15 protein-coding genes and 1 riboswitch are annotated in these 18917 nt (G+C 52.5%); of the genes, 6 read left to right on the forward strand and 9 right to left on the reverse strand.

From position 1 onward, the window contains the following. Positions 1-92: 92 nt before the first annotated feature. A complete protein-coding gene (gene murI / locus OGX86_RS01150; protein WP_003847829.1) occupies positions 93-944 on the reverse strand; it encodes a glutamate racemase in 852 nt (283 codons plus the stop codon). Next, positions 889-2745, reverse strand: coding sequence for a TonB-dependent vitamin B12 receptor BtuB (gene btuB, locus OGX86_RS01155; protein ID WP_032945649.1), 1857 nt, complete (start codon positions 2743-2745; stop codon positions 889-891). The genes murI and btuB overlap by 56 nt, the downstream gene beginning before the upstream one ends. 65 nt (positions 2746-2810) lie before the next feature. Continuing rightward, positions 2811-2997: riboswitch (cobalamin riboswitch) on the reverse strand. A 115-nt stretch (positions 2998-3112) separates the two neighbouring features. Here btuB and trmA point away from each other — a divergent pair. Beyond that, the gene (gene trmA / locus OGX86_RS01160) at positions 3113-4213 is read left to right on the forward strand and encodes a tRNA (uridine(54)-C5)-methyltransferase TrmA (protein WP_100271667.1); all 1101 of its coding nucleotides are present in this window, start codon (positions 3113-3115) and stop codon (positions 4211-4213) included. A 72-nt stretch (positions 4214-4285) separates the two neighbouring features. Here trmA and OGX86_RS01165 read toward each other — a convergent pair whose 3' ends face one another. Further along, positions 4286-4645, reverse strand: a complete 360-nt coding sequence (locus OGX86_RS01165) for a YijD family membrane protein (protein WP_003825114.1) — start codon at positions 4643-4645, stop codon at positions 4286-4288. A gap of 15 nt (positions 4646-4660) precedes the next feature. Beyond that, positions 4661-5296, reverse strand: a complete 636-nt coding sequence (gene fabR, locus OGX86_RS01170) for an HTH-type transcriptional repressor FabR (RefSeq protein ID WP_003028862.1) — start codon at positions 5294-5296, stop codon at positions 4661-4663. 191 nt (positions 5297-5487) lie between these two features. Here fabR and sthA point away from each other — a divergent pair, with 191 nt between their 5' ends. Next, the gene (gene sthA / locus OGX86_RS01175) at positions 5488-6888 is read left to right on the forward strand and encodes a Si-specific NAD(P)(+) transhydrogenase (RefSeq protein WP_003028860.1); all 1401 of its coding nucleotides are present in this window, start codon (positions 5488-5490) and stop codon (positions 6886-6888) included. Here sthA and oxyR read toward each other — a convergent pair. The 4 genes from oxyR to argC all read right to left on the reverse strand — a co-directional run bounded on the left by oxyR (position 6871) and on the right by argC (position 11389). Further along, complete coding sequence (gene oxyR, locus OGX86_RS01180; protein ID WP_008787060.1) at positions 6871-7788, reverse strand: DNA-binding transcriptional regulator OxyR; 918 nt, start codon at positions 7786-7788, stop codon at positions 6871-6873. The genes sthA and oxyR overlap by 18 nt on opposite strands. 333 nt (positions 7789-8121) lie before the next feature. Beyond that, a complete protein-coding gene (gene argH, locus OGX86_RS01185) occupies positions 8122-9492 on the reverse strand; it encodes an argininosuccinate lyase (RefSeq protein ID WP_032945646.1) in 1371 nt (456 codons plus the stop codon). A gap of 108 nt (positions 9493-9600) precedes the next feature. After that, the gene (argB, locus tag OGX86_RS01190; RefSeq protein WP_003028854.1) at positions 9601-10374 is read right to left on the reverse strand and encodes an acetylglutamate kinase; all 774 of its coding nucleotides are present in this window, start codon (positions 10372-10374) and stop codon (positions 9601-9603) included. A 10-nt stretch (positions 10375-10384) separates the two neighbouring features. Continuing rightward, positions 10385-11389, reverse strand: a complete 1005-nt coding sequence (gene argC, locus OGX86_RS01195; RefSeq protein WP_048227748.1) for an N-acetyl-gamma-glutamyl-phosphate reductase — start codon at positions 11387-11389, stop codon at positions 10385-10387. Positions 11390-11544: 155 nt separating this feature from the next. Between argC and argE the strand changes: the two genes are divergently transcribed. From argE to OGX86_RS01215, 4 genes are all read left to right on the forward strand, one after another. Continuing rightward, entirely contained in the window at positions 11545-12696 is a 1152-nt protein-coding gene (gene argE / locus OGX86_RS01200; protein ID WP_048215168.1) for an acetylornithine deacetylase, read from the forward strand. A gap of 269 nt (positions 12697-12965) precedes the next feature. Next, a complete protein-coding gene (gene ppc / locus OGX86_RS01205) occupies positions 12966-15617 on the forward strand; it encodes a phosphoenolpyruvate carboxylase (RefSeq protein WP_048227747.1) in 2652 nt (883 codons plus the stop codon). Positions 15618-15827: 210 nt separating this feature from the next. Continuing rightward, a complete protein-coding gene (locus OGX86_RS01210) occupies positions 15828-17561 on the forward strand; it encodes a phosphoethanolamine transferase CptA (RefSeq protein WP_286639066.1) in 1734 nt (577 codons plus the stop codon). A gap of 151 nt (positions 17562-17712) precedes the next feature. Next, on the forward strand, positions 17713-18573 hold the full coding sequence (locus tag OGX86_RS01215; RefSeq protein WP_048227745.1) for a helix-turn-helix transcriptional regulator: 861 nt from the start codon (positions 17713-17715) through the stop codon (positions 18571-18573). Here the strand turns inward: OGX86_RS01215 and OGX86_RS01220 are convergent. After that, positions 18560-18916 (reverse strand): PTS fructose-like transporter subunit IIB, encoded by a 357-nt coding sequence (locus OGX86_RS01220; protein WP_286639069.1) that lies wholly within the window; start codon positions 18914-18916, stop codon positions 18560-18562. The two genes, OGX86_RS01215 and OGX86_RS01220, sit on opposite strands and share 14 nt — an antisense overlap. Position 18917: the final 1 nt, after the last annotated feature.

The raw sequence follows: 18917 nt of genomic DNA on the forward strand, positions 1-18917 counted from the left end.
GTCAGTGGAGGCGCATTATAGGGAGTTATTTCAGGCTGACAAGGGGAAATTTAAAATAATCTTCCGAGTGCGTATTTTTTCATCAAAACCACTTAAACTGACAGTTTTTCGAGCGTTTTAAAGCCATAGCGCTGTAGCACAGGCAATAATTGTTCAGCTTCTGTCGTCATTGCCATACAAAATGCGACGTTCTCATCGGTTGATTTCGCATCTGGCGCTTCATGCTCTAACAACCAGGCCGTGCGGCGCGCTATCGCGGCACCAGAATCCACCAGTCTCGTCCCCTCGGGCAGGACCTGTAAAAGCTCTTCCTGTAATAGAGGGAAATGAGTGCAACCGAGCACTACTGTGTCAGGTGGTTCAGACATCCGCAGCCATGGACGCAGAATACGCCGCAGTTCTTCCAGAGAAACTGTTTCACCGTGCAGCTTCGCTTCCGCCAGTTCCACCAGCTCAGCAGAACCCAACATTGCAATTTGGCATTCGTTAGCGAATCGCGCAATCAGCTCATGGGTATACGAGCGCTTCACCGTTGCACGTGTAGCCAGTAGCCCCACAACACCGTTCGCCGTGAGTCGCGCTGCCGGTTTAATCGCAGGCACCACGCCCACAACCGGGAAAGCAAATTTCTCACGTAACGCAGGGAGCGACACCGTGCTTGCTGTATTACACGCGATGACCGCAAGAGAGAGGGGATAGCGCTGCTGGACCGCAGTCACTATCTCAACAACACGCTCGACGATAAACTCCTCGCTCTTCTCTCCATAAGGAAAGGCGACGTTGTCGAAAGCGTAGATATAGTGGAGATCCGGCAGAAGGCGCCGGATCTCGTCATAGACCGACAACCCACCGACGCCGGAATCAAACACCAGCACGGTGGGACGGGGATCAGAAGGTGTAGCTGCCAGACAAGGTGTATTCCCGTCCTGCAGTTGCGTAGCCATAAACTGTCTCGTAATCTTTATCGAACAGGTTGGCGATTTTACCACGAACTGTCAGCTGTGAGGTGATTGGATATGACACTCCGATATCCCACAAGCTGACGCCGCCTAATTTAACATCACGATTATTGTCGTAATCATTATCGTAACGTTCACCTATATATTGATAAGCAACGTTCCACCCCAAGTCCTGAACCTGCCCAGTTAACTCATACTTAACCTGCTGTTTTGCTCGGCGATAGAGTACCTTATTCGTATCATCATCCCGCGGGTCAACATACTGTAGCGTCAGGTGATGATCTACCGGGCCAGTCGTAACATTCCCAGTCCATTCCAGCCCTTTAATCGTGGCTGACTTAACGTTGACGTACTGGTTATTCTTGTAATCGATCAGGTTTTGAATTTCATAATGATATGCCGAAAGACGCCAATCAAGCGGCCCTGTCAATCCATCAATCCCTGCTTCCCACTGTTTAGATTCTTCCGGTTTCAAATTCGGGTTGGCTGCAATACCCGGCCCATAGGAAGAGGCAAAACGCGTAGCCCCGTATTGCTGACCAAGTGAAGGAGCCAGGAAACCTGTGCCGTAAGAGAGCGTTGCACGATAGCCATCAACAAACTCCCAGCCTGCAGCAGTCTGCCAGGTGCCATGCCAGCCGAATTGTTCATCATGATCTTCACGGCCTGAGGCTTCCAGCGTGACGCTATCAATTTGTTGTTGCCCAGTTAGATAAAGTCCGGTCGTATCACGTTTATAAGCGTCCGATTTCGTGGTACTACTGGAAGTCAGCTTTTCTTGTTTCCAGTCGACACCACCGCTAATCGCTCCATGCCCAACCTCAACGTTATTTCCCCACTGAATATAGCGCTGTTCCATATTATCCAGCGTAGCATCCCCCGCATAACGACCGAGTTGATTGCTATAGTTGTAATCTTTGAGATGCTGGTAGTTAGCAATCAGTTGGGCGGAATAGATACCTGAGCTGTAACGAAGGCCGGAATCCCAGGACTGAGTGTAATTCTGAGCTTCGTCATTACCGCCAGCATAGCCATAAGAGCCCTGATCGTAATCGCTATTCGCCGTGTAGCCGTAACCACGGAAGAAACCGGAGAAGTTATCGTTAAACTTGTGCTGCAAGCCGCCCCAGAACAGTTTGTTGCGATAACCATCGCGATCGCTGTCGCCGCTGTAAGGGGAGTCAGGTTGAATGTTAAAACCTTTGGTCGTCTGGTAAGCGCCAGCCGCCGTCACCATCGTGTCACCAAATCGTTTATTTATCGTGCCGTCGTAGGTCTGATAACCATCAGTCCCCATACCTGCGTTGATCTGTGATTTCTCTTCATTACTCATCGTAATGATGTTCATCACACCACCGATCGCACCAGATCCGTACACAGCTGAACGCGGCCCGCGAATATATTCAACACGTTGCACCAACGATACCGGAATCTGACCAATATCAATCGCATTACCGATGCCCGCACGCGCCATCGGCACTCCATCAATCAATACCAGCACATGCCGGGACTCAGTACCGCGAACATACAGCGAGGAGCTTTTCCCCATACCGCCGCTTTGCGAAATATCTACGCCCGGCAATCGGCGCATGACATCATTGAGATCTTTTGACTGCCAGCGCTGAATATCTTCACGCGTCACCACATCAGTGGGGGCAAGGACAGTATTAACAGGCTGCTGAAAACGGTTGGCAGTAACGACGAGAGTATCTGGGCTAGTATCCTGTGCCCAACCAGAAAATGCCGTGACGGAAAGTGCCGTGCACAGCAACGATTTTTTAATCATTGTAAAGCATCCACAATATAAGAAGGATGCCGCAGGTCCCACCGATAGTACGCGATGATGAAAGCCAGATGCGACGTTAGCCGGCAGGTCTTCGGGCTTGGAGGCAACTTAAAGAGACGATAACTTCCCACGGCATGCCGCAGTGTCTGCACCAGGTGCGCTCATCCCCTACCTTCCTTACCGCTGCGCGTCAGCTCCAGATTCACACTGGATTCCCTTTTAACTCACAGGACCGGAAAACGGATGCTACAGTTTGTTACAACCCACTGTCCAGACTGCGTATCACAATATCGGAAATCATCAATGACTGGACATCTGATGAGCAATCCCTACAATCCCCGCGTACTTTTATTTTTCAGGACGCATCATGACCCCCGAACACCTTCCGACAGAACAGTACGACGCACAGTTAGCTGAAAAAGTGGTGCGTCTGCAGAGCTTAATGACGCCATTTTATGCACAGGCTCCGGAAGTGTTTCGCTCACCGGTCAGCCACTACCGTATGCGCGCGGAATTCCGTTTGTGGCATGACGGTGATGATCTGTACCACATCATGTTCGACAGCCAGACCAAAAACCGTATCCGTGTCGACAGCTTCCCGGCGGCCAGTGAGCTTATCAACACGCTGATGACGGCAATGATCGAAGGCGTTCGCAACAACCACGTCCTGCGTCACAAACTGTTTCAGATTGATTACCTCACAACCCTGAGCGATCAGGCGGTGGTCTCGATGCTGTACCATAAAAAGCTGGATGATGAATGGCGTCAGGAAGCTGAAACGCTGCGGGATGCGCTACGGGCGAAAAACCTGAATGTGCATCTGATTGGCCGGGCAACCAAAACCAAAATCGAGCTGGATCAGGACTACATTGACGAACGCCTGCCGGTTGCGGGTAAAGAGATTATCTATCGCCAGGTTGAGAACAGCTTCACCCAGCCGAACGCCGCCATGAATATTCAGATGTTGGAGTGGGCGATTGATGTCACCAGGGGCTCAAAAGGCGATCTGCTGGAGCTGTATTGCGGCAATGGCAATTTCTCGTTAGCCCTGGCACAAAACTTCAACCGCGTACTGGCAACGGAAATCGCCAAGCCGTCCGTTGCTGCTGCACAGTACAACATTGCGGCTAACCAGATTGAAAACGTACAAATAATCCGCATGGCGGCCGAAGAGTTTACTCAGGCGATGAACGGCGTTCGCGAGTTCAACCGTTTGCAGGGAATCGATCTGAAGAGTTACCAGTGTGAAACCATTTTCGTTGACCCACCGCGCAGCGGTCTGGACAGCGAAACGGAGAAAATGGTGCAGGCGTATCCGCGCATTCTGTACATCTCCTGCAATCCGGAGACGCTGTGTAAAAACCTGGAAACGTTAAGCCAGACGCACAATGTTTCACGTCTGGCGCTATTCGATCAGTTCCCGTATACGCACCATATGGAATGCGGCGTACTGTTAACCAAGAAGTAAAACTGAACGTAGGCCGGCCGCTTCAGATTGCCGGATGGCGGCTTTGCCTTATCCGGCCTACAGTTACAACTGTTACTCTGCTATTTCCTGCTTACGGTTACGCACTTTAAAGCCGATCCAGAACACCAGAATCACCGACAGTACCGCCGGGAAGAAGTTAGAGCCGATATCCGGATATTCAGCGCGTACTACGGTGCTGTACAACAGAACGCCGAGGATAAAGCAGGCGGCAGCCAGGCCCGGCAATCCCACAGGCATGGTGCGGTTCTGATAGCGTTGATGCAGACAATAAACCGTCAGCACCAGCGAAATGATCGGGAATACTGAGAATGGCACAATGGAGCTAAACAGCGCCGCAAATGTACCATTGATCGATAAGCCAGCAACCAGCGCCAGCAGCAGCGTACCTTTATCTTGACCTGACTGTTTCATTGCTTGTCCTTCTCGTTACTCGGAGTGGTGCGTCATCTTCTCTTGTTCACGGCGGTACCAATAAAATGCGCCTTTCGCGATCATGCGTAGTTGCAATACCAGCCGCTCTTCCAGCTGTCGGCGCTGCTCAGCGCCAACATCCAGTGCTTCTGCCCCGGCGCTGAACACAATGGTTACCATGGCTTCGGCTTGCGCTTCAGTAAACGCACGAGGCATATGGTTTTCGAGTTCCAGATAGTCCGCAAGTTCCGCAATGAAGTGCTGAATTTCACGAGCGACCGCTGCACGAAACGCTGCGGATGTCCCCGAACGCTCGCGCAATAATAAACGGAAGGCGTTGGGATTGTTGCCGATGAACTCCATAAATGTTGAGACCGAGGTGCGGATCACACTCCCGCCCTTCGCGATACGCTGGCGCGCCTGGCGCATCAACTGACGCAGCATCAGACCGCTCTCGTCCACCATCGTCAGGCCGAGTTCATCCACATCGCGGAAATGGCGATAAAACGAGGTTGGCGCAATGCCCGCTTCACGAGCGACTTCGCGTAAACTGAGGCTGGCAAAACTACGCTCAGCGCTGAGTTGACTAAATGCGGCTTCTACCAGCGAACGCCGGGTTTTCTCTTTTTGTTGCGCTCTAACGCCCATCACGATGTCTGAATCCTTCCACATACCTTGCTGGCACTATACCAGAGATTAGGCGGTTGGCATGGCTTTGTGAATGATTGTTTACGCGCAGTTTGTGCTTCGACTTCGCAAAAAAGCACAACGATAATTGGGTTATCTCAACAACGATGTTACTATTCTGTTGCTTTTATGTATAAGAACAGGTAAGCCTGACCATGTCACATTCTTACGATTACGATGCAATAGTAATAGGTTCCGGTCCCGGCGGCGAAGGCGCGGCAATGGGTCTGGTTAAGCAAGGAGCGCGCGTCGCGGTGATTGAGCGCTATCATAATGTCGGCGGAGGTTGTACCCACTGGGGCACCATCCCGTCGAAAGCTCTCCGCCACGCCGTCAGCCGCATTATTGAATTCAATCAGAACCCACTGTACAGCGACCACTCCCGACTCCTTCGTTCTTCTTTCGCCGATATTCTCAACCACGCTGATAACGTTATTAATCAGCAAACGCGTATGCGGCAAGGATTTTACGAGCGCAACCACTGCGAAATTTTGCAGGGAAATGCCCGTTTTGTTGATGAACACACGATCGCCCTGGAATGTCACGACGGTACGGTGGAAACGCTGACTGCGGATAAGTTTGTTATTGCCTGCGGTTCGCGTCCTTATCGCCCTGTTGATGTCGACTTTTCGCATCCCCGGGTTTACGACAGTGACTCTATCCTGAGCCTGCACCACGAACCCCGTCATGTGCTGATTTATGGCGCGGGGGTCATTGGATGTGAATATGCGTCGATCTTCCGTGGAATGGACGTCAAAGTTGATTTAATCAACACCCGCGATCGTCTGCTGGCATTCCTCGATCAGGAGATGTCCGACTCGCTCTCTTACCACTTCTGGAACAGCGGTGTGGTCATTCGCCACAACGAAGAGTATGAGAAGATTGAAGGTTGCGATGACGGGGTCATCATGCACCTGAAGTCAGGTAAGAAACTGAAGGCCGACTGCCTGCTGTACGCCAATGGCCGTACCGGTAATACCGATTCGCTGGCGCTGGAAAACATTGGTCTGAAAACCGACAGCCGCGGGCAGCTCAAAGTGAATAGCATGTACCAGACGGCGCTGCCGCATGTGTACGCCGTAGGGGATGTGATTGGTTATCCGAGCCTGGCATCGGCGGCCTACGACCAGGGACGCATTGCCGCCCAGGCACTGGTAAAAGGCGAAGCCACCGCGCATCTGATCGAAGATATCCCAACCGGGATTTACACCATTCCGGAAATCAGCTCCGTTGGTAAAACAGAACAGCAGCTCACGGCAATGAAAGTTCCATACGAGGTTGGCCGCGCCCAGTTTAAGCATCTGGCACGTGCACAAATCGTGGGTATGAGTGTCGGAACGCTGAAGATCCTGTTCCATCGCGAAACCAAGGAGATTTTGGGGATCCACTGCTTTGGGGAGCGCGCGGCCGAAATTATTCACATCGGACAAGCGATAATGGAGCAAAAAGGTGGTGGTAACACTATCGAGTACTTCGTTAACACCACCTTTAACTACCCAACCATGGCAGAAGCCTATCGGGTAGCGGCGCTAAATGGCTTAAACCGCCTGTTTTAACGCACTGTCGAAATGGCCATCCATTGATCCACGGATGGCCTCTGCCAGCTGTTCATAACGGCTGCGCAGCGGCGAACCAGGACGGTACACCAGACCAATCGTACGACGCGGTTCGGGTTTAATGCATGGCAGATAAACGACACCATCACGCTTACGCTCCGGCGGAACGGCCAGCGCAGGCAGTAAGGTAATACCACTGCCTGCCGCCACCATGTTACGCAGCGTTTCCAGACTGGTTGCCCGAAAATGGGTATCTTCATCAGCACCCGCTTCAAAGCAGAAACCCATCGCCTGATCGCGCAGACAGTGGCCATCTTCCAGCATCAGCAGTTTTTCACCCGCCAGATCGGACATCGGTACACAGTCACGGTTTGCCCATGGGTGATCTTCATAGATCGCCAGCATCATAGGCTCATCAAATAACGGTACTTCGATGAACGCCTCACTCTCTTTGACCAGCGCCAGAATGACGCAGTCGAGCTTGCCGCTATCCAGTTGCGCCAACAGCTGATGTGTCTGCGCTTCATGGAGATACATCTCCAGTTTTGGGAAGGTCTGGTGCAACATCGGAATAATATGCGGCAGCAGGTATGGCCCCACCGTTGGGATCAAACCAATATGCAGCGGGCCAGACATTGTCTCGCCTTGTTGGCTTGCCATCTCCTTGAGCACTTTGACCTCGCGCAGCACGGTGCGCGCCTGATCCACCAGCAGCAAACCGGCCTGGGTGAACAGCACCTTGCGACTCGTACGCTCCAGCAACATGACGCCAAGCTCATCTTCCAGCTTGCGGATCTGCCCGCTCAGCGTGGGTTGGCTAACGTGACAGGAGTCTGCCGCTCGTCGGAAGTGACGATGTTCGGCTAGCGCCACCAGGTATTCAAGATCACGAATATTCATTATTCATCCTCCATCGCCACGATAGTTCGTAGCGATAGGTAGCATAGCAACGAACGATTATCCCTATCAAGCTTTCTGTTTAATAATGCACCACAGAAACGGAACGGTACCCCTTTAACCCTTGAAGCTACTGTCCGTTTTGAGAGTTTCTCTCATACTCGAAATAACTAAAGCCAACGTGAACTTTTGCGGACCTTGCGTCCGCATTTTTTTTGCATAAAAAAGCCCGGCGTCGCAAAGCTCGGCCGGGTTATGGTTTGGTAGGCCTGATAAGCGTAGCGCCATCAGGCAGAACGGCGCACAGTGCCGGATGGCGGCTTTGCCTTATCGGACCTACAGACGTGCCTTCGCGTAGTCGATCGCCTGCGCAACCTGCTGCGGCGACACGCCACCTTTCGCTGCACGTTTATCCAGACACGATTGCAACGAGAGGATCGGGTAAACGTCATCACCAATCACCTGGCTAAACTTTTGTAAGTCGGCAAGCGACAGCGCTTCCAGAGGTTTGCCCTGACGAATCGCCTCGACCACCGTTTCCCCCACAATATGGTGCGCTTCGCGGAACGGGACGCCCTTCGCCACCAGATAATCCGCCAGCTCAGTGGCGTTAGCATAACCCTGCTGCGCCGCTTCCTGACAACGCGGACGTTTCACCTGAATGCCATCCAGCACCAGCGCGGCCATATGCAGGCAGTCCAGCCAGGTGTCGAGCGCGTCGAACAGCCCTTCTTTGTCTTCCTGCATATCTTTGTTGTATGCCAGTGGAAGGCCTTTTAACGTCATCATCATGCCGGTCAGCGCACCCTGCACGCGACCGCATTTGCCACGGATCAGCTCCAGCGCATCCGGGTTTTTCTTCTGCGGCATCAGAGATGAACCGGAAGTCACACGGTCGGAGAGTTCAACAAAGCCCGCTTCGCCGGTGTTAAAGAAAATCAGATCTTCAGCAAAACGCGACAGGTGTACCATGCCGATAGAGGCATCGGAGAGTAACTCCAGCACGTGGTCACGGTCAGAAACGCTGTCCAGGCTGTTGCGCGTTGCCGAGGCAAAGCCCAACCAACCCGCCAACTGCTCTCGATCGATTTCATACGCCGTACCCGCCAGCGCGCCGCAGCCTAACGGACTGACGTCCAGGCGTTTGAGCGCATCCTGCAAACGGCTCTCGTCACGCGCCAACATTTCAACATAGGCCAGACACCAGTGAGCAAACGTCACCGGCTGCGCACGTTGCAGGTGGGTGTAACCCGGCATGACGGCGTCCTGGTTATTCTCCGCCGTCACCACCAGCGCAGTTTGCAACTGACGATTGGCCGACAGTAATTCGATAACCGTGTCTTTGCACCACAGCTTGAGATCGGTCGCGACCTGGTCATTACGGCTACGCCCGGTATGCAGTTTTTTACCAAGCTGGCCGACTTTATCAATCAGCTTACCTTCCACCCAACTGTGAATATCTTCGGCATCGCTTTGCAAAATCTGCTGAGGATTCGCGCGAACCTCTTCCAGCAGGTTATTCAGCGCCTCTTCCAACTGCAGCTGTTCATCGGCAGTCAGTACACCGACCGTTACCAACGCTTTGGACCAGGCCACAGAGCCAACAATATCCTGTTCTGCCAGGCGGTAGTCAAAACGCAACGAGTCGTTGAACTGTTTGAACCGCTGATCTGCTGCCTGTGTAAAACGCCCACCCCAAAGTGCCATAACGAATTTCCTTAATATGATATTTTTGCCCGGTGGTGCTGCGCTTACCGGGCCTACAAAACCCACGTAGGCCGGATAAGGCGAAGCCACCATCCGGCACATTAATAGTTAAGCCAGAATACGCGTACCAATTGGCGTGCCGTTAAACAGCGCCGGAAGCTGCTCTGCATGACGCCAGGAGGCGATATCCACCGGACGGCCCAGCGTACGCGCGGCATCCAGCGCCGCATTCACCTTCACGATCATGCCATCGGTAATAATGCCCTGTTCAATCAGCTGTTCCGCTTTCGCTGCGGTCATTTCGGCAATGCGCTGGCCTTTGCCATCCAGAATACCGCTCACATCAGAGAGCAGGATCAGATCCGCACCCAGCGTTGCCGCCAGCGCCGTTGCAGCCTGATCGGCATTCACGTTCATCAGCAGACCATCATCAGTGACACCAATAGAGCTCACTACCGGCAGAAAACCGCTTTCCAGCAGCGTGTTAATCAGCTTAGGCGAACCCGGCTGCGCCAGTCCAACATGACCCAGTTCTTTATCGAGCGGCGTCACTTTTACGCTGTCGCCATCGCCAAGATACAGACCCACAGACGCGATGTGATGCTTTTTCGCCCAGGCCAGCAAGGTTTTATTCGCCGTTCCCGCCAGGGCACCGGTAATAATGTCAATTTGATCGGCAGGCGTGACGCGCAGACCATTTTTCTTTTTCACCGGCAGATTTAGCTGCTTCATCAGCTCGTCGACCACGCAGCCGCCACCGTGCACAATGACCAGCGGACGCTGGTGCGACTCACGATAATTCACCAGTGCGGTAAACAAGCGCTCCAGCGCCTCTTCACTATCCAGTAAAACGCCGCCCAGCTTGATAATTAATGGATTCATTGTTGCACCCTTAAATAAGAGACTGCGTTTGGGCAAAGCCAAAACGAATATTTGCGCACTGCATCGCCTGTGCCGCCGCGCCTTTCAATAAGTTGTCTTCCGTCGCCACAACGATCAGATGCTCACCCTGCACAGCAAACCCGATATCGCAGAATGGTAATCCAACCACATTCTTCAACGCTGGAACCCCTTTGTCATACAGACGCACCAGCGGTTTATCGCCATACGCCTGTTGCAGCGTCTGCGCTACCTGAGCATGAGTTACACCCGCTTTAAGGCGGCAAGTGATAGTTTCCAGAATTCCGCGCGGGAAGTTGCCCAGATGCGGGGTGAAAATCACTTCAGCCCCCAGATGAGTAGCGATTTCCGGCTGATGACGATGGGTAAACACGCCATACGGTTGCAGGCTTACTTCGCAAAAACTATTAGAGATAGCCGCTTTACGGCCCGCGCCGCTCACACCGCTGGTCGCATTAATTACCGGCCACTGGCCGAGATCCAACAACCCGGCGTCAATCAGTGGTTTCAGCGAAAGCTGCGCCGCCGTCGGGTAACAACCCGGCACAGCAATCAGATTCGCTTCTTTCAGTTGGTCTTCTTTCCATTCCGCCAGCCCGTAAACTGCCTGCTCCAGCAGGTCGGGATGCTGATGGGTAAAACCATAATATTTTTCATAGAACGCGCTGTCATTTACGCGAAACGCACCAGAGAGGTCAAACACCACGCAACCGGCCTGCAAAAACTGCGGAGCCAGGTCATGACTTACCTCATGAGCCGTTGCGAGGAACACAACATCCACCCCTGCGCTAAACTCGCTGATATCTGACATTGGCTGCAACGGTAAATCGACAATGCCTTTCAACTGCGGATGCAAATCGGAGATTAATTTTCCTGCATCATTGCTTTGCGCTGAGACGGTCAAAGCGGTTATGGTCATATCAGGATGGCGATTTACATAGGTCACAAGCTCTGCGCCGGCATAGCCACTGGCGCCCACAATCAGCGTATTCAACATCGGGGCTGCTCACCTTCTTAGATTCTGTTGCCAGGTATAAGCCTTTATCACCTCACCTTACACTTGGTGGGTTTTATTACGCTCAACGTTAATGTATTTTTATTCATAAATACTGCATGAATATTGATACTATCATGACCCGAGGTGTGTCAACAATGAAAAACAATTTACCGCCATTTATCGAGATTTACCGCGCTCTGATTGCCACGCCATCGATTAGCGCTACCGAAGAAGCGCTCGATCAAAGCAATGCAGGTTTAATCACTCTGTTGGCAGGCTGGTTTAAAGATTTAGGCTTCAATGTGGAGGTCCAGCCGGTTCCCGATACGCGGAATAAATTCAATATGCTGGCGAGCATTGGACAGGGCTCTGGTGGTCTGTTGTTGGCGGGCCATACCGATACCGTACCCTTTGACGACGGACGCTGGACGCGCGATCCGTTCACCCTGACCGAGCATGACAATAAGCTCTATGGTTTGGGTACGGCGGACATGAAAGGCTTCTTCGCCTTTATCCTCGACGCGTTGCGTGATGTCGACGTCACGAAGCTGAAAAAGCCCCTCTACATTCTGGCCACTGCTGACGAAGAGACCAGCATGGCGGGAGCTCGCTACTTCTCTGAAACCACTGCTCTGCGCCCAGACTGCGCGATTATTGGCGAACCCACTTCACTGCAACCGGTTCGCGCACACAAAGGCCATATCTCTAATGCGATACGCATTCTGGGACAATCGGGTCATTCAAGCGATCCGGCGCGTGGCGTTAATGCGATTGAACTGATGCATGATGCCATCGGCCACATCATGCATCTGCGCGATGACCTGAAAGCGCGCTATCACCATGATGCCTTTACCGTTCCGTATCCAACGTTAAATTTGGGCCACATCCACGGCGGCGACGCCGCCAACCGAATCTGCGCCTGCTGCGAACTGCATATGGATATTCGCCCGCTACCGGGTATGACGCTAAACGATCTCAATGGGTTACTTAACGAAGCGCTGGCCCCTGTCAGCGAACGCTGGCCGGGTCGTCTGACCATATCGGAACTGCATCCACCGATTCCAGGCTATGAGTGTCCACCTGACCATCAACTGGTAGAGGTGGTTGAGAAACTGCTGGGCGCACAGACTGAAGTGGTGAACTACTGCACCGAAGCGCCATTTATCCAGACGCTTTGCCCGACGCTGGTATTGGGTCCAGGTTCTATTAATCAGGCGCATCAGCCGGATGAATATCTGGAAACACGCTTTATTAAGCCAACTCGCGAATTAATCACCCAGGTTGTGCATCATTTCTGCTGGCATTAACTGCTTGTCACCCCGCTAATCCTTTAGTGGTAAGCGGGGTGATTTTTTAACATTCCCATAAGCAACGCTTATTTGATTGGATGTGAATTAAATAACGTAAATTCACGGCATTTATTCGTTTGCTGAACCGATTTCGCAGCAATTGACGTCACGTGTTTTACGTGGCTTTATAAAAGACGGCTAAAAAGTTAAGTCCGCAAGATTTCGCGTGATAGTCAGGCGTGAAAGATACAGGACATATTCAAAATAGATGGGGTGTCTGGGTTAATATGAACGAACAATATTCCGCGTTGCGTAGTAATGTCAGTATGCTCGGCAAAGTGCTGGGAGAGACCATCAAGGATGCGCTGGGAGAGAACATTCTTGATCGCGTAGAAACAATTCGTAAGCTGTCCAAATCATCTCGCGCTGGCAATGAAGTTAATCGCCAGGAATTGCTCACCACACTGCAAAATCTGTCTAACGACGAGCTGCTGCCGGTTGCCCGCGCATTTAGCCAGTTCCTGAACCTGGCCAACACCGCCGAGCAATACCACAGCATTTCGCCAAAAGGCGAAGCAGCCAGCAACCCAGAAGTGATTGCTCGCACTCTGCGTAAACTGAAAGAGCAGCCCAACCTCAATGACGCCACCATCAAGAAAGCCGTAGAATCACTCTCTCTGGAGCTGGTACTCACCGCCCACCCGACCGAGATCACTCGTCGTACGCTGATCCATAAAATGGGTGAAGTGAACGCCTGCCTCAAGCAGCTTGATAACAAAGACCTCGTCGATTATGAACGCAACCAACTGATGCGCCGTCTGCGTCAGCTCATTGCCCAGTCCTGGCATACGGATGAGATCCGCAAGCTGCGCCCAAGCCCGGTTGATGAAGCTAAATGGGGTTTCGCGGTAGTTGAAAACAGCCTGTGGGAAGGTGTACCGAACTACCTGCGTGAGCTGAATGAACAACTGGAAGAGCATCTGGGTTATAAGCTGCCGGTTGATTTTGTCCCGGTTCGATTTACTTCCTGGATGGGCGGTGACCGTGATGGTAACCCGAACGTAACGGCAGATATCACCCGTCACGTGCTGCTGCTCAGCCGCTGGAAAGCGACAGACCTGTTCCTGAAAGACATCCAGTTTCTGATTTCTGAGCTGTCGATGGTGGATGCCACGCCGGAGCTGATGGCGCTGGTAGGCGAAGAAGGTGCAGCTGAACCTTATCGCTATCTGATGAAAACCCTGCGTTCTCGTCTGATGGCAACCCAGGCCTGGCTTGAAGCCCGTCTGAAAGGCGAGAAATTGCCGAAACCTGCGGGACTTCTCACCCAAAACGAACAGCTCTGGGACCCGCTATACGCGTGCTACCAGTCTCTGCAGGCCTGTGGCATGGGCATTATCGCCAATGGCGAATTGCTCGACACCCTTAGGCGCGTGAAGTGTTTCGGTGTGCCGCTGGTGCGTATTGATATTCGCCAGGAAAGCACCCGTCATACTGAAGCCCTGGGCGAACTGACCCGTTATCTGGGCATTGGCGACTACGAAAACTGGTCGGAAGCGGATAAACAGGCTTTCCTGATCCGCGAACTGAATTCCAAGCGTCCGCTCCTGCCGCGTAACTGGGAACCGAGCAACGACACCCGCGAAGTGCTCGACACCTGTCGGGTCATTGCCGAAGCCCCATATGGCTCCATTGCCGCCTATGTTATCTCGATGGCGAAAACTCCGTCGGATGTGCTGGCCGTGCATCTGCTGCTGAAAGAAGCCGGAATTGGTTTTGCTATGCCGGTCGCTCCGCTATTTGAAACGCTGGACGACCTCAACAATGCCGATGACGTCATGTCTCAACTTTTAAATATCGACTGGTACCGCGGCTTTATTCAGGGCAAACAGATGGTCATGATTGGCTACTCTGATTCTGCAAAAGACGCGGGCGTGATGGCGGCCTCCTGGGCGCAATACCAGGCTCAGGACGCGCTAATCAAAACCTGCGAAAAAGCCGGTATCGAACTGACGCTGTTCCACGGTCGCGGTGGTTCCATTGGTCGCGGCGGCGCGCCTGCACATGCGGCGCTACTCTCTCAACCGCCGGGCAGCCTGAAAGGCGGGCTGCGCGTGACAGAACAAGGGGAGATGATCCGCTTTAAATACGGCCTGCCGGAAGTGACCATCAGCAGCCTGTCGCTGTACACCGGAGCAATTCTGGAGGCCAACCTGTTACCACCGCCAGAACCGAAAGATAGCTGGCGTCATATCATGGATGAGCTTTCCGATATTTCCTGCGAGCTCTATCGTGGATATGTGCGTGAAAACAAAGACTTCGTCCCTTATTTCCGCTCGGCAACACCTGAGCAGGAACTGGGTAAACTGCCGCTCGGTTCACGTCCGGCAAAACGCCGTCCGACCGGCGGGGTAGAGTCTCTGCGCGCCATTCCGTGGATCTTCGCCTGGACGCAGAACCGCCTGATGCTCCCGGCCTGGCTGGGTGCAGGTACCGCGCTGCAAAAAGTGGTTGAAGATGGTAAGCAAAGCGAACTTGAAGCCATGTGCCGCGACTGGCCATTCTTCTCCACACGCCTTGGCATGCTGGAAATGGTTTTCGCGAAAGCAGACCTGTGGTTGGCAGAGTACTACGATCAGCGCCTGGTCAAAAAAGAACTGTGGCCGCTGGGTGAAGAGCTACGCCAACGCCTGGCAGCAGATATCGATGTCGTACTGGCGATTGCCAACGACTCACATTTGATGGCCGACCTGCCGTGGATTGCCGAGTCCATTCAGTTAAGGAATGTTTATACTGACCCACTGAATGTCTTACAGGCAGAGCTGTTACACCGCTCACGACAGGCAGAAGAACAGGGCAATGCACCGGACCCACGCGTGGAACAAGCATTGATGGTGACCATCGCTGGTGTCGCAGCCGGCATGCGTAATACAGGCTAACGTCGCCTCCCGTCGCCTTCGTGCTATTGTACGAAGGCGACATCAAAAATCGCTGTTATAACGGTTTCATTTTCAATATATTCCCGCCTTAATTCATTCTCTTAATGAATGAATCATCAACAAAACGCGTTTTTTTACATCACGACGCTTAAGTTCCTCTTAATATTTGGTCGCTACTCTTGGCGCTACGATTAAAGACAGGCTCACATTATGCAATCCTTACAACTCCAGTCTAAACCCGCCTTTAGCTGGAAAGCCCTGGGTTGGGCGCTCCTCTATTTTTGGTTTTTTTCCTCATTACTGCAGGCCGTTATCTATTTTAGTGGCTACAGCGGATCTACCGGTTTACGCGACTCCTTGCTGTTTAGTTCGCTGTGGTTGATTCCGGTATTCTTATTTCCAAACCGTATCCGCATTATTGCTGCCGTCATTGGCGTGGTGTTATGGGCGGCCTCGCTGGCTGCGCTGAGCTATTACGTCATCTACGGGCAAGAGTTCTCGCAAAGCGTTCTGTACGTAATGTTTGAAACCAATGCGAACGAAGCCAGCGAATATCTGAGCCAATATTTCAGCCTGAAGATTGTCTTAATTGCGCTGGCCTATACAGCTGTGGCAATTCTGCTATGGACACGTCTGCGTCCTGTGCATATTCCATCACCCTGGCGCTATCTGGTGTCGTTTGCACTGTTATACGGATTGATTCTGCACCCGATGACAGTGAACACATTTATCAAACATAAGCCGTTTGAAAAAACGTTGGATGGCCTCGCTTCACGCATGGAGCCTGCCGCACCGTGGCAGTTCATCTCCGGGTATTATCAGTATCGTCAGCAGTTGACCGCGCTGAATAGCCTGCTGAATGAGAACAATGCCCTGCCGCCGCTGGCCAACTTTAAAGACAACTCCGGTGATGCGCCGCGTACGCTGGTACTGGTGATTGGCGAGTCAACGCAACGTGGCCGCATGAGCCTGTACGGTTACCCACGCGAAACAACGCCTGAACTGGATGCGCTGCATAAATCCGATCCTAACTTCACCGTGTTCAATAATGTCGTGACCTCACGTCCGTACACCATTGAAATCCTGCAGCAGGCGCTGACCTTTGCCAACGAGAAGAACCCAGAACTGTATCTGACTCAGCCGTCCCTGATGAACATGATGAAACAGGCAGGTTATAAAGCCTTCTGGATCACCAATCAGCAGACGATGACCGCCCGCAACACCATGCTGACGGTGTTCTCTAAGCAGACGGATAAACAGTTCTATATGAACCAGCAGCGTACCCAAAGTGCGCGCGAATATGACAGCAACGTGCTGGCGCCATTTAAAGAAGTACTGGCTGACCCTGCACCGAAAAAGTTCATCATCGTTCACCTGCTGGGTACGCATATTAAGTACAAATTCCGTTACCCGGATGGTCAGGGTAAGTTCGACAATAATATCGACAATGTGCCCGCTGGCCTGAGTAACGATGAGCTGGAAGCTTACAACGATTACGACAGCGCGAATGTCTACAATGACCATATCATTGCCAGTCTGATCAAAGACTATAAAGCGACTGATCCGAACGGCTTCCTGCTGTACTTTTCCGATCATGGGGAAGAGGTATACGATACGCCGCCGCATAAAACGCAGGGTCGTAATGAAGACAACCCAACGCGCCATATGTATACGGTGCCGTTCCTGCTGTGGACCTCGGAAAAATGGCAGGCCGCACACCCACGTGACTTCTCACAGGATGTGAATCGTAAATACAGCAGCTCAGAGCTTATCCACACCTGGTCTGATTTAGCGGGCTTCACCTATGATGGTTTCGATCCAACTCGTGCCATTACCAGCCCGCAGTTCAAAGAGACGACCCGCTGGATTGGCAACCCGTACAAAAAGAATGCCCTGATTGATTACGATACCCTGCCTTACGGCGATCAAATCGGTAATCAGTAACAGTCTGCCGGATGCGCTACGCTTATCCGGCCTACAGCTCGCAAAGACTTGTAGGCCGGATAAGGCATTAGCCGCCATCCGGCAATAATCACTTGAGGGCGATTGTTTTCAACGTTACTGTTTCCCTGTCTGCTGCCTGCAAGGGATTAACATGTATCACGACATCAGCCACCTGCTCTCTCGCCTGATCAACGGCCCCACACCGCTGCGGCAGATTTACTTTGCCAGCACCAGTAGCTCAACGCCGGAACTGGCGTATCAGGTCGATTTTCCCCGACTGGAGATTGTGCTGGAAGGTGAATTCACCGATAACGGTGTTGCTGGCACATCCGCGACGTTACAGCCTTGCGATGCCTTGTTCGTTCCGGCTGGTGGCTGGAACTTTCCACAGTGGCTCACACCGGTGACCACGCTCAGTATCTTATTTGGCAAACAGCAACTGGGTTTTAGCATCGTTCAGTGGGACGGTAAGCAATATCAAAACCTTACCCGCCAGCACGTTGCGCGGCGTGGACCGCGTGTTGGCTCATTCCTGCTGCAAACGCTCAATGAAATGCAGATGCAGCCGCAGGAGCAGCAAACCGCCAGGCTAATCGTTGCAAGCTTACTGAGCCACTGCCGCGATCTGCTCGGCAGCCAGATCCAAACCGCATCACGCAGCCAGGCGCTTTTCGAAGCCATTCGCAACTATATTGACGAACGCTACGCTTCACCGCTCACCCGAGAATCCGTCGCGCAGGCGTTCTACATCTCACCCAATTATCTTTCCCATCTTTTTCAAAAAACGGGCGCTATCGGTTTTAACGAATACCTGAACCACACGCGACTGGAACACGCAAAAACGCTGTTGAAGGGTTACGAATTGAAGATTAAAGAGGTGGCGCACATTTGTGGGTTTGTTGACAGCAACTACTTCTGCCGCCTGTTTCGCAAAAATACCGAACGTTCACCATCAGAATACCGTCGGCAGTACCACAGCCAATTGACGGAGAAAGAAGCTAATCCAGAGTAAGATGTGTGTGCTGTGGCGCTGAAAGCAGCTTTCGTACGGTGCTCATCACCCGCTGCGGCTCACGCAGAAATGCACTAATGCCCGACTGAACGTATCGGCTCTGCGTAAAACGCTCTGCTCCTGCCAGTTCAATATCAGTAATGAGCAACACCACATCAGCGCGGTTAATATCCTCTTCCATCAGGCGATTTTCGGTTCCCAATGCCCCTTGAGTTTCGATCTTGATGCTCCATTTTTCCTGCTGGCAGAGTTTCTCCAGCCGCTCAGCTGCCATATAGGTATGGGCCACGCCGCTTACGCACGCGGTGACAGCAACCAGATATCGTACAGGTGCGATGGTCATA

The sequence above is a fragment of the Citrobacter sp. Cpo040 genome (genome assembly GCF_030332915.1).
In the GTDB taxonomy this organism is placed as follows: Bacteria; Pseudomonadota; Gammaproteobacteria; order Enterobacterales; family Enterobacteriaceae; genus Citrobacter; species Citrobacter portucalensis.